Raw genomic sequence first — 14,979 nt, 5'->3', positions numbered from 1 at the left:
GATCGTTTCTCTTTGCGTTGAACTCTTGACTGCTCGTGCCAGCTACGTACGATGAAAGAATCGTATCGGTTAGCGAAACCCAACTAGGGTGGTCATGACATGGCGGTGGGCTACAGATCGTTCCTCAGTGTCGAGCCTGGCGAGCCGGTTGTCGACACAGTCATCGCCGAGGTCACACGTTGGGCGCACGCCAAGGGCATCGACACACCCGCTCGCATACCTGGCTGGTACATGCGTGACGGCAACGACGCGATCACGGTTCTGGACGAACGCATCCACGAGTCTCGGGTGTATCGATGGCGTCGTCATCACCCGTACGCGGCAGTACGCGAGATGCTGCGTACCACCGTGACGGCGATCGAGGATCCGGCCGGTGAGAGCTGGTTGTGGACCGAGATCGAGTTGCCGCGGGACAGCGAGTACGACCCGGTCAGCGGCACCACGATGATGGCGGTCCCAGCCTTCCTTCGGGAACTGCTCGCCGGATTGTCGTGTGTTGACGGCCGCACGCCCGTGGCGGCCGAGCCGCAGTGGATCGCCCGCAGCCACCTCCCGGACGTGATGGATTACCTTGCCGACGAGACACGGCGCGGTCCGGTGTATGTGTTCAGCCAGGGCGGCCAGGACGCCGAGCGGTTCGTCGCGTGGGCCGGCGAGGTGACCTGGGAGCTCGCCGGCCTGGGTACGGCGTTCTTGCTGAACGGTGCCGTCGAGGCGGAGTTCAATGAGATGGTGGGCCCTCGGCTTGCGGTCACGCCGGGGTGCGTCCGCACGTATCAGCCAGGCGTCGCTCTCGATGATCCGGCCGAACCGAAACGGCATCAGATCCTCAGCGCGAAGAAGATCGCCCGGTACGAGCCTCGCGCCTTGAGCCATATGCTCGGTCTGCCCCAGCGTGAACGTGCTGTCCGGGTCGAGCTCCCGAGCGGCGTTCATGCCGTGAGCCGGATCCTCGTCGAGCGAGAACGCGAAGAACGGGAACGGGTCACCGGCCCACGCTCGCGAAGCAAGACGTCACGAGAGCCAGAGGGCCTCCGGGCGGAGAACGCCGTACTCGCCGGGCAGGTGGATCTGTTCAGGCACATGGCCCGGCGGTACCGCGAGTCCGAGTCCCAGATTCGCGCCGCACTGCGGACCCTGGAGGAGCATCTCGGCAAGCACGTGCGGGATGAACCCGACGAGCGGCGAGACCCGGAACGCGAGCCCGCGGAGGAGAACCAGCGGATAGGAGTCTCCTAGAGCAGGGGATGGAGCGCGAGCCTCCGCTGCTGAGCCAGCCGGGCGATTTTGGTGGGTGTTTCGGTGCGGTCTTCTCGCCGGTCTGGGTACGTTGTTACGACGACGTAAAACGACGACGGGACCAGCCGTGAGCACGAGCCAGACCGACGACCACCGTACCCCGGGCAGATATGTCTCCTCAGGAGTTGAGTTCACCCGCGACACGAACTACATCAGCACCAGGATCACCCGCGACGGCCGGGACGGATTCCCGGTGGAGCCGGGCCGCTATCGCCTCGTGGCGGCGCGCGCCTGTCCGTGGGCGAATCGCGCGGTGATAGTCAGGCGGCTGCTCGGTCTGGAATCCGTGCTCTCGATGGGCTTGTGCGGTCCTGTCCACGACGAACGCAGCTGGACCTTCGATCTGGACCCCGGCGGCGTCGATCCGGTGCTCGGGATTCCCCGGCTGCGCGACGCCTACCTGGCGCGATTCCCGGACTACTCGCGCGGAATCACGGTCCCCGCCGTCGTCGAGGTGGCTACCGGACACTTGGTGACCAACGACTACGCGCAGATGACCCTCGACTTCTCTACCGAGTGGTCCCATCTGCACCGGCCAGGCGCGCCGGATCTCTACCCGGAGCGGCACCGAGACGAGATCGACGAGATTGCGCAGCTCATCTTCGAAGACGTCAACAACGGCGTCTACAGGTGCGGCTTCGCGGGCTCCCAAAGCGCCTACGAGCGGGCGTACCAGCGCCTGTTCGACCGGCTCGACTGGCTGGAGGAGAGGCTGGCCGGACAGCGTTACCTGGTCGGGCACACCATCACCGAGGCGGATATCCGGCTGTTCACCACGCTGGCCCGGTTCGACGCCGTCTACCACGGGCACTTCAAGTGCAACCGCAACAAGCTCACCGAGATGCCCGTGCTGTGGAGTTATGCACGTGATCTGTTCCAGACTCCGGGCTTCGGTGACACGATCGATTTCGCCCAGATCAAGGAGCACTACTACGTGGTGCACACCGACATCAACCCCACGAAGATCGTGCCCAGCGGACCTGAGCTGGCGAGCTGGCTGACACCGCACCACCGCGAGCAACTGGCTGACCGGCCCTTCGGGGACGCAACGCCGCCGGAGCCCCCATCCCAGGCTGAGCGAGTTCCGGCCGAGAACACGGTGCCGGTCTTCGGCGGCTGACCCCGGGGAACACGCGTTCGCCGGCGTATCTCGCACCATGCGGCCCAGCTCGGCAGGATGCTGACGTCACGGGGCAGGAGGGATATCGGTTACGTTGTCCGCATGAGTGCTCTTGAGGTGGCTCCGGCATCTGATCGCTCCGATGCCGCGCTGGGGCCACGGCCGGATCCGGCCGACCACTCGGCTCTCTTCCCGTCTGATGCCCGGTGGAGGCGGCCTCGGCCGGCACCGCAGCAGCTGCGACATGACGTGTGGCTGGCCGCTGCGGTCGTGGTCGGCGCGGTGTTCGCCACGGTGCTGGTCAACAGCATGGGAGCGTACATCTTCGACGGCGCCCCCAGCTACGCCGAACAGCTGGCGTGGGGCGTCGGCCTCACCGCTCCGCTGGCGGTGCGGCGACGTTTCCCCGCCACCGTGGTGGTCGTCGTCGGCGCGATGTTCATCGCGTCTCAGGTCAGGGAGAACGGGGACAATCTGGTCCCGTCCATCGCCTTGTTCCTCGCCATCTACAGCCTCGGCGCCTGGGGCCAGGACCGCGTAGTCGCGCGATGGGTCCGCATTGGCGTCATCGTGGCGATGTTCGCCTGGCTCGGGATCTCGATGGCCATGAGCATCTCCGGCAGCACCCCGGAGTTCCCCGACGCCATGGGCCCGCTTGATCCGATCCTTGCCGCGGCGCTGCACGGAGTCGTCTTCAACCTCCTGTACTTCCTCTCCGCCTACTTCTTCGGCAACCTCGCGTGGGAATCCGCGCGCCGCAAGCACGAACTCGAGGTCCAGGCCGGGCGGCTGCGGCGTTTCCAGGAGGAGAACGCCAAGCAGGCTGTGATCTCCGAGCGGGTTCGGATCGCCCGCGATCTGCATGACGTCGTCGCCCACCACGTCTCCGTGATGGGCGTCCAGGCGGCGGCCGCTCGCCGCGTCTTCGACGTCAATCCGGCGCTGGCCAACCGGTCACTGGAATCCGTCGAGCAGACCGCGCGCACGGCGATCAGCGAGCTGCGCGGCCTGCTCGGGGTGCTGCGGGCCGACGGCGTCGACCACGCCGGCCCTTCGGGCTCCGCTGGCGGGGCGGGTCATCCTTCGGCCCCAGGGTTGTCACAGTTGCCTGCGCTGGTCGAGGAGACGCGGTCCACCGGTCTTCAGGTCAACTTCGCGGTGTTCGGCGACGCTCGTGCGGTTCCGGACGCGGTGGCGCTGTCGGCCTACCGCGTCGTACAGGAGGCTCTCACCAACACCGTCAAGCACGCCGGTGCAACGACGGCCGACGTGCGCGTCCGCTTCCTCGAGCGCGCGCTGGAGGTAGAGGTGACCGACGACGGCCGCGGCTTGCGCTCGGCCGGCAAGAAGGCCGAGGGGACAGGTTTGGGGCTGGTGGGAATGCGGGAGCGGGTCGCAGTCCACGGCGGTGACTTGGAGGCGACACCGCGGGCCGGCGAGGGCTTTCGGGTCCGGGCACGGTTCCCGCTCGTCGGCGAACAGCTGGAAGACGCGCCGAGCGGGCAGGTGGCCGAGTGAGTCGCGACGACGGACAGCCCAAGTCGATCCGGGTGCTCCTCGCCGACGATCAAGACCTGGTTCGAGCCGGATTCAGGGTGATCCTCGGCACCGAGAGTGACATCGAGGTGGTGGGCGAAGCCAGCGATGGTGCGGAAGCGGTCGCGCTTTGCGAGAGCTTGAAACCCGATGTCGTGCTCATGGATGTCCAAATGCCGCTCATGGACGGGCTGGAGGCCACCAGGCGCATCCTGGGCGCGTTCTCGGCTGCGGGAAGGCGAGCGGCGGGAGTCACACCGCTGGAACAACCGACGGTGATCACCAAAGTGGTGATCCTGACGACCTTCGACCGTGAGGACTACCTCTTCGAGGCGTTGCAGGCCGGTGCCAGCGGTTTCCTGCTGAAGAACGCGTCACCGGACGACCTGGTGGAGTCCGTCCGGGTGGTGTCACGTGGCGACGCGCTGCTGTCCCCCGAGGTCACCAGGCGAGTGATCGCTCGCTTCAGCGCTCCCGCGCCCCTCGCCGAACCGCGCCGTCCTCCGGAACTCACGGATAGGGAGTTCGAGGTGCTCGTGCTCCTGGCCCGCGGAGCCACCAACGCCGAGATCGCCGACGCGCTGTACCTGGGTGAGACGACTGTCAAGACACACGTGTCCCGGGTCCTGATGAAATTGGGTCTGCGCGATCGAACTCAAGCCGTCGTGTACGCCTACGAGAACGGCGTCGTCGCCCCCGGCAACGAGAGGGCTTAAGCCGGCAGGCCGTAGCCCGATGTGCACCGCCGGCCACGGTGGATGGCTTCCTGTCCGTCGTGCGGAGGACACCGCGATGGCCCGAGCGGCGGACGCCTGCATACTGCTGTGCCGCCTACCGTGGTGCATGGTCCGGCGACGCTGTCCGCGCGCCGACATGTCACTCGGGAGGTTCAGCCATGTTGCAGGTCAGGTCGGTGAGCCGAAGCTTCGGCGAGATCCGTGCCGTCGACGACGTCTCCTTCGACGTCAAATCCGGACGGATGACCGGCTTCGTCGGCGCCAACGGCTCCGGCAAAACGACCACCATGCGGGTCATTCTCGGCGTGCTCGCCGCGGATAGCGGCACGGTGAGCTGGAAGGACCGTCCGGTCACCCAGTCGGTCCGGCAGCGCTTCGGGTACATGCCCGAGGAGCGCGGGCTCTACCCGAAGATGAAGGTGGCCGAGCAGGTGATCTACCTCGCCAGGCTGCACGGTCTCGATCGCGCCACAGCGCATCGTCAGACCCATGAGCTCCTTGAGCAGCTCGACGTCGCCGAGCGTGCCGACGACCCGGTCGAGCAGCTATCACTTGGAAACCAGCAACGAGTGCAGATCGCGGCCGCCCTCGTTCACGATCCGGAGGTGCTCATTCTCGACGAGCCGTTCTCCGGCCTGGACCCGCTCGCCATCGAGATCGTGCTGAACGTTCTGCGTGACCGGGCGTCGCGGGGCGCGCCGGTGCTCTTCTCCAGCCATCAGCTCGAGGTCGTCGAGCGACTCTGCGACGACCTGGTGATCATCTCCAACGGTGCCGTCGCCGCCAGCGGATCACGCGATCAACTGCGCACTCGCTTCGGACCGCCGCGCTATGAGCTCGTCGTCGGTGATGACGCCGGATGGGTACGCGACATCCCCGGCGTCCGTCTCGTCGAGCTCGATGGTGCCCGCGCCGTCTTCGATCTGGACGACGGTACGGAGGCGGCCGGGGTGGTCTCCGGAGCCCCTGGCCCCGAGCAGGCCGTACTTCAGTCAGCGGTCGAGCGCGGCACGGTTCGAAGCTTCAGCCCCGTAGTGCCCTCGCTGGCCGAGATCTTCAAGGAGCTTGTGTGATGAGCCTGACGAAAACAACCTCGACCGCTGAGGCGGAGGCGGCAAGCACCGGTTTCTGGTCCGCCACGCGACTCGTCGCGGAACGTGAGATCAACGCCCAGGTCCGGACAAAGGGCTTCTGGATCACCTTCGCCGTGTTCATCGTCGGGATCTTCGGTTCGGCGATCGTGCCGGGTCTCTTCGGTGGCGGAGCCACAACCGTAGCGACGGTAGGACCGGAAGCGGAACAGATCGTTGCCGTGGGAGACTTCGAGATCATCCAGGCGGCGGACCAGGCCGAAGCCGAGGAGCTGCTCCGGGCCGAGGAGGTGGACGCCGCGGTCGTGCCCGACCAGAGCGGCACCTCGCCGGTCGGCGTCCGGGTGATCGGACTGTCCGACACGCCAGACGACGTCATGTCCGCTTTGAGCGTGTCACCCGCCGTGGACATCCTCGAACCGGCTGACGTCAGCGATGAGTTGCAGTTCTTGATGGCGTTCCTGTTCGCGCTGGTGTTCTTCATGTTCTCGGTCGGCTTCGGCATGGCGATCGCGCAGAGCGTCGTCACCGAGAAGCAGACACGGATCGTGGAGATCCTGGTGGCGACGGTTCCGGTGCGGGCCTTGCTCACCGGGAAGATCATCGGGTTCTCCCTTCTGGTGTTCGCCCAGGTCGCCGTGCTCGGATTGATGACGCCAGTGGCATTGCGTCTCGGAGGCCAAGATGAGCTCCTGACCGACCTCGGCCCGGTGCTCGGCTGGTTCGTGCCGTACTTCATCCTCGGATTCGTCCTGCTCGCGAGCATGTGGGCCGTAGCTGGTTCGATCGTCAGCCGCCAGGAAGACCTGGGGTCGAGCACCAGCCTCGTCATGGCCCTGGTCATGCTGCCCTACTTCGGAGTGATCTTCGGCCGCGAGAATGAGCTCGTCATGAACATCCTGTCCTATGTCCCGTTCAGTGCCCCGGTGGCGATGCCGGTCCGGATGTTCGGCGGTGACGCCCAGACGTGGGAGCCGCTGGTGTCGATGGCCATCCTGGCCGGCACACTCGTCGTCGCCGTCCTGGTGGCCAGCCGCCTGTACTCGGGATCGCTCCTGCAGACGGGCTCACGGGTCAAGCTCGGCAAAGCCTGGAGCCGCGCTGACTGATGCATCGCCGACTTGATGCTGTCGCTGGGGATGTGCCAGCCGGGCGTCGCGGGCCGTGGCGGTGAAGCATGCCACGACCAGCTCTTAAAGTGCCCGGCTGACACATCGCCGACTTGATGCTGTCGCTGGGGATGTGCCAGCCGGGCGTCGCGGGCCGTGGCGGTGAAGCGTGCCACGACCAGCTCTTAAAGTGCCCGGCTGACACATCCCCAGCCGGCAGCTTGTGTGGCTGGGGTGTGAGTCTGCGCACTTCGGGCGACGCCGGCCGGGCGCGCAAGGTATGGTCGAGCAGCGAAGGGGAGTAGCCCCGAACGTCGCGGTCGACATACTGACGTGGAACCATGCGTCCGGCCGTGCGGCCCCCGTGGCGGGCGAGACCTTCGACCAAGGCAGCGATGCCGGGTCGAGGGCTCCAGGTTTCCTTCGATCCGGTGCGGATCGAAAGGGATGAAACGTGGTCGAGCTGTGGGCCGGCTTTCTGGTCAGCTTCGGTGTGGTCTTCGTCGCCGAATTGGGTGACAAGTCTCAGCTGATGGCCATGACCTTCGCCACCCGATACAAGACCTGGCACGTGCTGGTCGGGATCACGGTGGCCACGGCCATCGTCCACCTCGGCTCGGTTGCGATCGGCTTCGGCTTGGGTGAGGCGCTGCCGACCGCGTGGATCAACGTGATCGCGGCGACGGCGTTCTTCGGGTTCGCCGCGTGGACGCTGCGTGGCGACAGCCTCACCGACGAGGAGCGTCGCAAAGCCCAGCGGCCGGCGAGGTCGGCGATCCTGGCGGTGGGCCTCGCGTTCTTCCTGGCGGAGCTCGGTGACAAGACGATGCTGGCCACAGTGACCCTGGCGACTCAGTACGATTGGGCCGGCGTCTGGATCGGCTCGACCATCGGTATGGTCGCGGCGGACGCGCTGGCGATCGTCGTCGGCCGCATTCTGAGCCAGCGACTGCCGGAGCGGACCATCAAGTACGGCGCGTCCGCACTGTTCGCGCTGTTCGGAGTGCTGCTCCTGGTCGAAGGGATCAGCGACCTGGCCGGGTGAGCGTGACGATCAGATCCAGCTGCTGAACCACATGCGCTTTCGCCACTCGTCATACGGCATCACTTCGTCCACGTGAATCGGGTAGAACCACGCCGCCACCACCACGGCGACCAGGACAAACGCGCCGGCTACGGCGATGCCGACGGCCTTGCGCCGGGGGGAGTCCGCGGGTGGGCCGATGATCAGCCCGAGGGTATAGGCGACGGCCAGGGTGAGGAACGGGACGATGGCCGCCGCATAGAACGCGAACGTGGTCCGTTCCGGATAGAACAGCCATGGCACCCAGGTGGCGGCGATGCCGGCCAGGATCGCGCCTGGACGCCAGTCACGGTGCAGAAACCACGCCAGCAGGCAGACGACGAGAGCGGCGCACGCTCCCCACCAGAGGACGGGGTTGCCGAGGGCCAGCACTTCCTGACTGCACTTGGCCACGTCGCAGCCGGCCTCGCCCTGTTCCAGGCTCTGATAGTCGAACGAGACCGGGCGTCCGAGGAACAACCAGGTCCAGGCGCTCGACTCGTAGGTGTGCTCTGTGGTCAGGTTGGTGTGGAAACGCCAGATCTCGTCGTGGTAATGCCAGAGGCTACGTAGCCAATCGGGTATCAGAGTGCTGAGCCCGGTTGCCGGGTTGGTGGCCGCCCAGCCTCGTCCCCAGCTGTTGTCGGAGAAAATCCAGCCCCACCACGACCCGACGTAGACCACGAGTGCTGAACCGATCGTGGTGACGAAGGCGACCGGGCCGTCGCGCAGAAGCGTATTGAGCGCCGGGCTGGGAAGCCCGGCCGCGCGCCGGGCGCTGATCTCCCACACCACGCTCATCAGGCCGAAGACCGCGACGACGTAGAGGCCGCTCCACTTGGTGCCGCATGCGAGGCCGAGCATGACGCCTGCGGCGAGCCGCCAGGGACGCCATCCGATCACCGGCCCGTCGCCCAGTGGCATCCCGGCGCTCCGCCGGGAATGAACCCAGGTGGCCAGGGCCGTTCGGCTGTGATCGCGGTCCACCAGGAGGCACGCGAACGCCGCGACGACGAACATGGCCAGCAGGCCGTCGAGAATCGCGGTGCGGCTGGTCGCGATCGCCATGCCGTCGACCGCGAGCAGCAGACCCGCCGTGCAGCCGAGCAGGGTGGACCGGAACAACCGCCGGCCTGCCCGGGCGATCAGGAACACGGTAACCACTCCGGCCAGGGCCGTGGCCAGTCGCCAACCGGTCGGCTCCATGCCCAGCAGCCGGATCCCCTGGCCGATCAGGAACTTGCCGACCGGTGGATGCACCACGAACGACGGTTCGTCGGCGAACACGTCGAGATCACCCTCGATGATCATCTCGTCCGCGTCGTCGACGAACTTTCGCGCGTAGCCGAAGGTGAGCTGGGCGAAGGCGTCCTTGGCGTAGTACGTCTCATCGAAGATGATGCTGTGCGGCCTGCCGAGGTCCACGAGCCGCAGTACCGCCGCGACCGCCGCCACGATCACCGGACCCAGCCAGCCCCAGAGACCATCCCTCGGCATCGGCCTGCTCAGTCGATACCGAAATGCCCGGACGGGTGACGCCGCCCGCGGCACCGCCGGTGCGTCGACAATGGTCCGGGTCACCGGGCCATCCTAAGAGGTAGCGCGTGAGCGCGGCACGCGATCCTCGGGGAGAGCACACCACCGGTGCGAACGAGTGTGAGGATGGGGGTGTGGAATCAGACCGAACACCTGCGAGCGACGACGCCGGTGTGCTCGTGCTCGCGGGAACCCCCATCGGGCAGCCTAGCGACGCCTCGCCCCGGCTCGCCGCGGAGCTGGAAGGCGCGGATGTCGTGGCGGCCGAGGACACTCGCCGGCTTCGCCGGCTGTGCTCGGCGCTGGGCATCGAGATGCCGGAACGGACCGTCTCGTACTTCGAGGGCAACGAGGCGATGCGGACCACCGAGCTGATGTCGGTCCTGCGGCAGGGTGCGCGGGTGGTCCTGGTCACCGACGCGGGTATGCCGTCGGTGTCGGACCCGGGTTACCGCCTGGTCGACGCCGCGATCGCCGAAGGAGTCCGGGTCACGTCGGTCCCTGGGCCGTCGGCGGTGCTGACGGCCTTGGCGGTCAGCGGACTTCCCGTGTCCCGCTTCTCATTCGAGGGGTTTCCACCGCGACGGGCGGGTGAGCGGGCGCGCTGGCTCGGTGCCCTGGCGGACGAGGAACGGACGATGGTGTTCTTCGAGTCACGGCACCGGCTGGCATCCACGCTGGAGTTGATGTGCCAGGCATTCGGCCCGGAACGACGAGCGGTAGTTTGCCGCGAGCTCACCAAGAAGCATGAGGAGGTGCGGCGCGACACCCTGGGCGGGTTGCTGCGCTGGGCCGGGGAGTCGGGTCCCTTGGGCGAGATCACCATCGTCGTCACCGGTTCGGGGGACGAGGGGGCGGCGAACCCGCGGACGGTGACGGTCGACGACGCCGTGGAGATCGTCACCGACCGGGTCGCGGCAGGCTTCAGCCGCAAAGACGCCATCGCAGCAGTTGCCCGCGAACTTAACCTGTCCCGGCGTGAGCTCTACGCCGCCGTCGTCAACACCCCCACGCCGACGTCAGGCGAGTAGCGGGCGCACGAGCTCGCCGACTAAGGGCTAGGAACTCCGGCAGGGGCGCAGGCGGCAGCGGGCACTATCGAGCTGCCCGTGCGATGCTTCTCCCGCACGAGCCGCGAGGCCCGCAGAGTCTTCGGTGCCCCTGCCGCGCTTACCGGTCGTAGCGGGCGCGTGGTCCGGTGCCGCCACGTTGCCATGGACGGGGACCCTCGAGCGGCCGGTAATTGACCCCGAGCGCATCGAGTCGCCGCAGGTGCGCGGGCAGCCTGTCGGCCACTGGGTGAGCGTCCCGGTTCTCCATGCTCGCCCATGCCATGTCCGCGACGGCGGCCAGCCTCGGGAACGCCGCGTATTCGACGGCCGCCGGGGTCGGAAGATACTCGGTCCAGAGCTGAGCCTGTACGCCGAGCACCCGGCCGCGGCCGGTGCCGTCGGCAGAGCCCTCTCTGGCCGGATCTGCAGAGGCTGGTGGTGCGGGGTCGAAACTGGCGATGGTCTCCAAGGTAAGGAGATTGTGGATGTGCAGCGGCTCGTCCGGGTCCTCCGAGGGATACCAGTCCAGGTAGACCGCCTTCTGGGGGGCGACGATCACGTCGTGGCCGGCTCTGATCGCCTGTGCGGCGGTGGCGAACTCCCGCCACACCGACACGACGGCGTCGGCCGGCGCACCACCGTCTTCGAGGATCTCGTCCCAGCCGATGACCCTGCGACCGTGTCCGCGGAGGTGGTCGGCGAACGTGCTCGTGAACCACGATTGGAGACGATCCACGCTGTCGAGGCCGAGTTCGTCCGCCCGGGCCTTCGCGGCTGCGCTCTCTCTCCATTCGGTGCGTGGGCACTCGTCGCCGCCGATGTGGATGAACGGCGAGTCGAATATGCCGACGACGGTATCGAAGACGTCCCGTGCGAACTGCACGGCTTCGTCCGTGGGGGCGAGGACCTCGTCGAAGATGCCGAAAGAGGTGGGAACCGGCTGGCTCTTGCCGGTGTTGCCGAGCTCCGGATAGGCGGCCAGCGCGGCGCGTACGTGACCGGGCATGTCGATCTCGGGTACTACGGTGATGTAACGTTCGGCGGCGTACGCGACGATCTCCCGGAGATCCTCGGTGGAGTAGTAGCCGCCGTGCGGGGTTCCGTCGAAGCCTTGAGCGGCATGGGCGTGCCCCAGGACGGTTTCGGCTCGCCATGAGCCCACCTCGGTCAGCTTCGGCCAGCCGGGGACCTCGAACCGCCAGCCCTGATCATCGGTCAAGTGCAGGTGCACCACATTGAGCTGATGCATCGCGGCGAGGTCGATCAGTTTGAGAACGAACTCCTTCGGCATGAAATGCCTGGCCACATCGAGCATGACACCGCGCCAGCCGAAGCGGGGCTCGTCCTCGACCGACAGGAACGGCAACTCGGGCGCCGCGGTGAGCGTCGAGGCGTCCCGGTATGTCTCCGCGGGTAACAGCTGCCGCAGGGTGTGCACGGCGCGGACGAGACCGGCCGGGTGATCGGCGTTGATGTCCACGCCGGTCGGGCCGATCTCGAGCGAGTATCGCTCCGCCGTGACGGAAGGGAACTGGGCGTGGTTTCCGGCACCGGGAGTCCTGGCGCTGAGAGCCAACGTGATGGCCGTCCGGCCCTCGGGATCCCGTACCACCGGCAGTGCAACGCCGGCTCCGCGCCGGAGCGCGTCGTGCAGGAGCCAGGCCGGTCCCTGCGCGTCGTCGGCGGCGACGATGACGAGATCCGGCGTGACGGTGAACGATCCGGGGCGTTCGGTGAGTGACCGGGGCTGTGGAATCAGGTTCAAGGGCACGGCCAGAGATTATCAGCCATGCCTAAGGCCACTGGCATGGATTGGAAAGCGGGTAGCGAAGTGAACAATGAGAACTGCCCGCCTGCCGCTTGAATGCGGTAGGCGGGCAGTCTGCGAACTCGCTGACGTGGAGACGATCAGCTGTTGCAGGCCTCGTACTCGGCGGTCTGGCCCTCGGTGAGGAAGTTGAGCGGGCCCTGCCACAGCCACGGCAGGATGCACGCGTTGTTACCGATGTTGACGCCGGTCTCCTCGTCGGTCTCGGGCAACAGGCTCTTGTCGAGCACTACCTCGTGGGCGGTGATGTCACCGCTGAGGAAGGCCTCGAAGGCGGCCTCGTCGAGCATGTTCTCCTCGATCATGAACTTGATCGTCATGTACTGAGCGATCCCGTTGGCGAAGACGTCCTCGCCGCCGTAGCTGTTGCACGCCTCGTAGTCGGACTGCATGCCACCCGTCAGCAGGTTCAACGGGCCCTGCCACAACCACGGCGCGACACAGGCGTTGTTCAGGACGTTGATGCCTTCGCCGGTCGACGAACCACTGCCGTTGCAGGCCGAGTAGGAGCCGGTCTGTCCCTCGGTCATGACGTTGAACGGACCCGGCCAGAACCAGGGCAGCAGACAGAGGTCGTTGCCGATGTTCACGTCCGGAACGTCGAGCAGGCCGTCGAGGCTGTCAAGGCCGGGAAGCTGAGCAACCTCGGCGACATCGGGGGCACCGGCTGCTTCCGCATCGGGCGTGGCGGCGGAGACGCCGACCAGACCGACGGAGGCCGCGAGTGCGAATCCGGTGACCACCAGGCCACGGAGTGTCCTTTTGAGCACGTTTTTCTCCTTGTTCCAGAAACTTTGCTCGGCATTGCGTGCATTAGAGATGCACGTCCTGCGCCATCGTTCACGGCTTGTTTAGTGATGTCAAGGACATAGTCACTTTTTGATGGAGAAGCAGCTGCGAGTCTGGATCCCGGTAACGCTACGATTAGACTCACATCGGACAAATGGTCGACGGTGCCGCGATGTAGGCGTCTCACCAGCAACATCGATGCCCGTCTCGAATGGGGAGTTCCCCGGCCTATTGGTACGACAGTGGCGAAACCACGCGCCAGTTCATCCGTTTGGCCGATTGCACGGTGGGGTGATCGGAGATTTTCCATTGCATTGAAGCGAGATGTCGGGCGAGTATCACTGACGTATTTGACAGTTTGTGATGGCGCAGATAGCGTCCGGTCAGGTTGCTCAAGAGTCAATGGTGAAAAGAGCCCGGTACCTTCTTGAGCCGTCAGAAAACCGGGTGCCAGTTTTCGTTTTTAGGGGATTTACATGTCTCACTTCTCGCCTCGCACCGGTCCGGTGCGGCGCTCCGCTGTGGTCGCGTGCGGCGCTGCGGTTGCCATGACCGTGGGGGCTTTCGGAGTCCCGGCTGGGGCCGTCGATGTCGAGCCGGCTGGTGATCTGGAGGTCTCCGCGGACGGCTACTACGGGAGTGTGCGCTTCGACTTCGGTGGCGGGCTGCCACTGCTTGGTGAGGTGGCCGAGCTCAAAGGGGACCTCACTGTCGGCGCCATTCAGAACAACGTCGACTCGGGTGGTCTGGAGGGCTACGACGAGGGCGTGTACACGCGCTCGTTCGGCAGCCTGGTGGCCGCGAACGTCGCGGGCGTCGACCTGCCGGTCGACCTGTACGCCGTAGAGCAGGTCGCGCTGCCGGAGGAGGCGGAGGCGGACACCTACGGCATCCACGAGCTGGAAGTGCCGCTCGCGGGCAGCCTGAGCGCGATCTCCGGCGAGGCGAAGGCGAACTGGAACGACGAGACGTACGGCCACGGCTCTCCGGGTGGCGTCCTGACCTCGTTGTACTCCGGTGTCGGTCAGGTCGACCTGGTGGACCTCACCGAGCTCGGTCTGCTGGACGGCATGCTGGGCAACCTCCTGCCGGTGGATCTGCCGATCGCCAACGGGCCGCTGATCAGCGTCGGCGCCGGGCAGTTGCTGCAGGAATCCGGCGTGTTCGGCAAGGAAGACGGCACGCAAGGCGCCTACGCCGAGGTCAGTGGGAGATTCGCTGACCTGAACCTGCTGGGCGGGGCCGCGAACGGCGGAGTGACCCTCGGACTCGCCGCGGCGTCGGACACCGAGACGCCCAATGCGTACGGTCGCCTCGAAGTGACGGGCGAGCCGGGCGGCGCGTCGTTCGACTACGACCTGCCCGCTCTGGAGCTGTGGATCGGTGACGAGGAGACCGGGATCGCCGTCGAGCCCGGATTCGACCAGACCTTCGACATCCTTCCCGGCGTCAGCTTGAACATCAACTTCGCGGACTACCGCAACGACGACACGGAACTCGCCGAGGACGGAACATACGCGGCGGCCTCTGGTGGTGGCCTCTCGGCCCGTCTCACGGTGGCCGTTCCGGTGCCGCTTCTCGGCGAGATCGAGGTCGGGACGGCAGAGATCGGGCTGCTGAGCTTCCCGGAGATCAGCGTCGAGGTGCCGGAGGGTGGCCTGCACGCGGACGGCGCCCAGGACGACGAGGACGACTTCGAGGTGGGAATCAGCTGAGCTGATCACGGGGGTGCCCGCGGCAGAGAGGTCTCCCCACGGCACGCCGGCTTGACCGGCAGGTCGTACTCGCTTTCTGCTGGCGGGGGTGCCAGGAGTGTTTG

The 14,979-nt window shown here is 66.6% G+C and carries 12 protein-coding genes; 9 read left to right on the top strand and 3 right to left on the bottom strand.

Going from position 1 to position 14,979, the window contains the following annotated elements; all coding sequences use genetic code 11:
- The first annotated feature begins 99 nt into the window (after nt 1-99).
- The 7 genes from G1H11_RS04635 (at nt 100) to G1H11_RS04605 (ending at nt 7,937) form a co-directional block, all read left to right on the top strand.
- Entirely contained in the window at nt 100-1,239 is a 1,140-nt protein-coding gene (locus G1H11_RS04635; protein ID WP_163816496.1) for a hypothetical protein, read from the top strand.
- A gap of 127 nt (nt 1,240-1,366) precedes the next feature.
- Nucleotides 1,367-2,419 (top strand): glutathione S-transferase C-terminal domain-containing protein, encoded by a 1,053-nt coding sequence (locus tag G1H11_RS04630; RefSeq protein WP_163816494.1) that lies wholly within the window; start codon nt 1,367-1,369, stop codon nt 2,417-2,419.
- 102 nt (nt 2,420-2,521) lie between these two features.
- Nucleotides 2,522-3,937, top strand: a complete 1,416-nt coding sequence (locus tag G1H11_RS04625) for a sensor histidine kinase (RefSeq protein WP_163816492.1) — start codon at nt 2,522-2,524, stop codon at nt 3,935-3,937.
- The gene (locus G1H11_RS26860) at nt 3,934-4,671 is read left to right on the top strand and encodes a response regulator (protein ID WP_163816490.1); all 738 of its coding nucleotides are present in this window, start codon (nt 3,934-3,936) and stop codon (nt 4,669-4,671) included. Before G1H11_RS04625 ends, G1H11_RS26860 begins: the two co-directional genes overlap by 4 nt.
- A 179-nt stretch (nt 4,672-4,850) precedes the next feature.
- A complete protein-coding gene (locus tag G1H11_RS04615) occupies nt 4,851-5,765 on the top strand; it encodes an ABC transporter ATP-binding protein (RefSeq protein WP_163816489.1) in 915 nt (304 codons plus the stop codon).
- Complete coding sequence (locus G1H11_RS04610) at nt 5,765-6,892, top strand: ABC transporter permease (protein WP_163816487.1); 1,128 nt, start codon at nt 5,765-5,767, stop codon at nt 6,890-6,892. The genes G1H11_RS04615 and G1H11_RS04610 overlap by 1 nt, the downstream gene beginning before the upstream one ends.
- 454 nt (nt 6,893-7,346) lie before the next feature.
- On the top strand, nt 7,347-7,937 hold the full coding sequence (locus G1H11_RS04605) for a TMEM165/GDT1 family protein (RefSeq protein WP_216843446.1): 591 nt from the start codon (nt 7,347-7,349) through the stop codon (nt 7,935-7,937).
- A 9-nt stretch (nt 7,938-7,946) separates the two neighbouring features.
- On the opposite strand, the gene G1H11_RS04600 is transcribed toward G1H11_RS04605, so the two are convergent.
- Nucleotides 7,947-9,536 (bottom strand): dolichyl-phosphate-mannose--protein mannosyltransferase, encoded by a 1,590-nt coding sequence (locus G1H11_RS04600; protein ID WP_216843445.1) that lies wholly within the window; start codon nt 9,534-9,536, stop codon nt 7,947-7,949.
- A gap of 89 nt (nt 9,537-9,625) precedes the next feature.
- Between G1H11_RS04600 and rsmI the strand changes: the two genes are divergently transcribed.
- Nucleotides 9,626-10,522 (top strand): 16S rRNA (cytidine(1402)-2'-O)-methyltransferase, encoded by an 897-nt coding sequence (rsmI, locus tag G1H11_RS04595; protein WP_163816485.1) that lies wholly within the window; start codon nt 9,626-9,628, stop codon nt 10,520-10,522.
- A 139-nt stretch (nt 10,523-10,661) separates the two neighbouring features.
- On the opposite strand, the gene G1H11_RS04590 is transcribed toward rsmI, so the two are convergent.
- Together G1H11_RS04590 and G1H11_RS04585 are read right to left on the bottom strand one after the other, a co-directional pair.
- Nucleotides 10,662-12,314 (bottom strand): family 20 glycosylhydrolase, encoded by a 1,653-nt coding sequence (locus tag G1H11_RS04590; RefSeq protein WP_163816483.1) that lies wholly within the window; start codon nt 12,312-12,314, stop codon nt 10,662-10,664.
- 137 nt (nt 12,315-12,451) lie between these two features.
- On the bottom strand, nt 12,452-13,141 hold the full coding sequence (locus tag G1H11_RS04585) for a hypothetical protein (RefSeq protein WP_163816481.1): 690 nt from the start codon (nt 13,139-13,141) through the stop codon (nt 12,452-12,454).
- A 495-nt stretch (nt 13,142-13,636) separates the two neighbouring features.
- On the opposite strand from G1H11_RS04585, the gene G1H11_RS04580 reads away from it, so the two are divergent.
- Nucleotides 13,637-14,875: a hypothetical protein gene (locus G1H11_RS04580; RefSeq protein ID WP_163816479.1), complete on the top strand. Its 1,239-nt coding sequence runs from the start codon at nt 13,637-13,639 to the stop codon at nt 14,873-14,875.
- Nucleotides 14,876-14,979 lie beyond the last annotated feature (104 nt).

It is taken from the genome of Phytoactinopolyspora alkaliphila, assembly GCF_010550695.1.
GTDB lineage: Bacteria > Actinomycetota > Actinomycetes > Jiangellales > Jiangellaceae > Phytoactinopolyspora > Phytoactinopolyspora alkaliphila.
Note: the sequence above shows the minus strand (reverse complement) of the source record. Positions and strands in the feature narration are given on the sequence as shown.

What these genes read in the sequence shown, in the direction of transcription:
- G1H11_RS04635 (WP_163816496.1), top strand. Translation starts at nt 100, where the DNA reads ATGGCGGTGGGCTACAGATCGTTCCTCAGTGTCGAGCCTGGCGAGCCG.
- G1H11_RS04625 (WP_163816492.1), top strand. Translation starts at nt 2,522, where the DNA reads ATGAGTGCTCTTGAGGTGGCTCCGGCATCTGATCGCTCCGATGCCGCG.
- G1H11_RS04615 (WP_163816489.1), top strand. Translation starts at nt 4,851, where the DNA reads ATGTTGCAGGTCAGGTCGGTGAGCCGAAGCTTCGGCGAGATCCGTGCC.
- G1H11_RS04610 (WP_163816487.1), top strand. Translation starts at nt 5,765, where the DNA reads ATGAGCCTGACGAAAACAACCTCGACCGCTGAGGCGGAGGCGGCAAGC.
- G1H11_RS04580 (WP_163816479.1), top strand. Translation starts at nt 13,637, where the DNA reads ATGTCTCACTTCTCGCCTCGCACCGGTCCGGTGCGGCGCTCCGCTGTG.